Raw genomic sequence first — 2,678 nt, 5'->3', positions numbered from 1 at the left:
GTGGAACGTGAGCCGTACATAGATATCAATAAAATGTTAGATTCTCTGTCTGGTGACGAGGGCGCTGTGCGGATGTTACTGGAGGTCTTTATTCAGGATCACTCTGGCGATGGCACTAAAATGTATCAGCTGTTAGAAGAGGATAAAGAGCAAGCGCAAAGAGCCGCACACAGTCTTAAAGGGGTCTCAGGGAGTTTAGGTGCAATGCCATTGCACTGTATTTCGGGTGATATTGAACTGTTGATTAAACAAGGGCAAAAAGTGCCGGAAGAGAAGTTGGCATGTTTAGATGATGTCCTAAAACAAACCATACTTTTTGCTAATAATGTTCTCAATAGTGAAAAGATAACAGAAGCGCTAACAGATTGATATTGCTCTGACTTAATGTCATAAGAGTTGAGGTAATAAAGGCTCGAACTATATGACTTAGTTCGCTTTATTCCTGTTCTATACAATTTGTTAAAGGTGTTTTCATGTCCGTTCGCCGAATGTCTTCAATGATGTTGATAGGGCTGGTTATGATGCTTTCAGGGTGCTCCCTGCTCGAAGTCAAGATCGAGAGTCAAACCGTCCCTCTTACCAAACAAGAGCTCAATATGCGTCTTTTGACTCGTGAGTATGCGCAGCAGTTTTTTGCTCAGGTTGAGCAAGCAGCAGACGCACTACACGAACAATATGAGCCTCATGATAAAGTTCATCAATCTTATATTTTACTTTGGAAGATAAATGCTGAAGAGGGCATCCAAGCTTCTGCGTATCAAGTGTCCCCAATGGCTGCACTGATTGATACATGGACTTTCACGCTACAAATGGAACAGTTCTTTACTACCGCTTCTGGTAATGAGCTCTTTGCGTCTGATGAGGCCAAGTTAGTTTCCGTTTATTTAGCGAAAGAGGTAGATAAACTGGCTCAATCTTTATTGAAGAAAGAAGCATACATCAAGACACAAACGTTTGTTGCAGAGTTCGCCAAGCAGCATCCATTCGCTGATTTAAGCATGATTAGGACTCCGGCTTACCGTAGGTGGTTAGATGCAAACCAAATTAGCGAAGAGGAAGCCGTTACAACGCTAGGCACGATGCCAGAAGCACTTGGGGATGTCTCTGATCGTCTAAGTCTGGTATCAGAGCAGACACCAAAAATTATGACGTGGAAAGCGCAGTTGTTGGCCTTGAATAGCTCTGCCAGTATCGAAAAAGTCAATGCGGCGTTCAATAGTTTGCAAGTTACCGCTGATTCGATGAGGGATTTTATCGATAACAACCCAGAGTACATGCGTTATTTGGCAGAACAAATGGCGCTGGAGTTACAACCTTTGGTTGACGATATCGATCAAAGGACGGAGGCGCGTTTATCTCAGTTGGGTGAAGAACGCCAAGCTATAGAGCTGATGGTTGCCAGAGAGCGCCAAGAAATCGCACAGATCATTACCCATGAGCGCGAGAAGTTTGCTCAAGATATGGATCGAGTGTCGCAAGAGGTTGTGAATCTCGCAATGACTAAGCTGATTGAACTTGTCAAAAGTACCATCATCTACTTTATTCTGTTCATTGCCGTTATATTCTTTGCACCGCTTGGCTTGGGCTATTGGTTTGGGAAGCGTGCAGCCGTGAAAACGCTAGTCAAACAAAGCTAACGATTTGTTTTGGAAATAAAAAAAGAGCGCTTTAAAGCGCTCTTTTTTAGTATTGAATTCGAAAGGGAGGTTCTTCCTATCTCTGCGAAGTTAAGCGGTTTGCTGCTTTAATTCGCCTTCAGCTTCTTCAACTGCTTCTGCTGTTGGTTCGCACTTATCAACAAACCAACCCATGTAAGAAGTGAAGATCGTTACGATGATACATACAAAACTCAGCCACATGAACGGGGCATAAGACAGTGTAGCAACACCCAAAATACTGGCCATGTAGATACCGTTGTCACTCCAAGGGACCATACCTGAGGTTAGCGTGCCGCCAAATTCTGCGTTACGAGACAAATTCTTACGTTTGTAGCCTAGACGGTCATAGTTCTTCGCACAGATTTTTGGGGTCAGAATAAGTGAAACGTACATCGCTGAACCAAATACGTTGCCCATAAAGGCCGTACCAATTGTGCTTGTTGCCAATGAACCTGCACTTTGAACGCGTTTTTCAAACAGCTTCGCGATAGTCTCTAGCACGCCTACTTTATCTAGTAGACCGCCAAAACCAAGGCCGAATACGATAACCGCTACCGACCCAAGCATTGAAGACATGCCGCCACGGTTAAGGATTGAGTCAATGAAATCTACGCCAGATGAGATTGCAAACGGAGCCCAAGCCGTGTTGAACGCGGTTAGGAAATCGACATCTTGGATCATCACTGCCCAAATAATACCTAGCAGAGAACCAAAACTGATCACTGGGAATGAAGGCATACGCATCGCTAGAAGTGACAATACGATGATCACAGGAACAAATGAGTAAGGGGTGATGTAGAACTGCTGTTCCATCGCTTTAATGACAGAGTCTACCTGGCTCATGTCAACTTGACCTGCGTAGTGGAAGCCAAATGCAGTAAACATAATGCCTGTAATAATGTAGCTAATGAGTGCTATCGGCAACATACCTTTAATATGTTCCATCACTTCAACGTTAGACATAGATGAAGCAAGGATTACTGAATCCGATAGAGGCGACATTTTGTCACCAAAGTAACA

General features: G+C 43.8%; 3 protein-coding genes. 2 read left to right on the top strand and 1 reads right to left on the bottom strand.

All coding sequences use genetic code 11. The features are described from left to right. Positions 1-369 (top strand): Hpt domain-containing protein (locus IQR33_RS13750; RefSeq protein ID WP_193843768.1); only part of this gene is annotated, 369 nt, incomplete at its 5' end. A gap of 104 nt (positions 370-473) precedes the next feature. Continuing rightward, complete coding sequence (locus IQR33_RS13745) at positions 474-1,637, top strand: chemotaxis protein (protein WP_193837628.1); 1,164 nt, start codon at positions 474-476, stop codon at positions 1,635-1,637. Positions 1,638-1,727: 90 nt separating this feature from the next. Here the strand turns inward: IQR33_RS13745 and IQR33_RS13740 are convergent. Further along, on the bottom strand, positions 1,728-2,678 hold a 951-nt coding region (locus tag IQR33_RS13740; RefSeq protein ID WP_193843767.1), incomplete at its 5' end, for a Na+/H+ antiporter NhaC family protein.

The sequence above is a fragment of the Vibrio sp. OPT46 genome (assembly GCF_015163535.1).
Lineage (GTDB): Bacteria > Pseudomonadota > Gammaproteobacteria > Enterobacterales > Vibrionaceae > Vibrio > Vibrio alginolyticus.
This window is presented reverse-complemented; position numbering and strand designations above follow the sequence as displayed.

Coding starts and splice junctions, on each gene's coding strand:
- IQR33_RS13745 (WP_193837628.1), top strand. CDS start 474: ATGTCCGTTCGCCGAATGTCTTCAATGATGTTGATAGGGCTGGTTATG.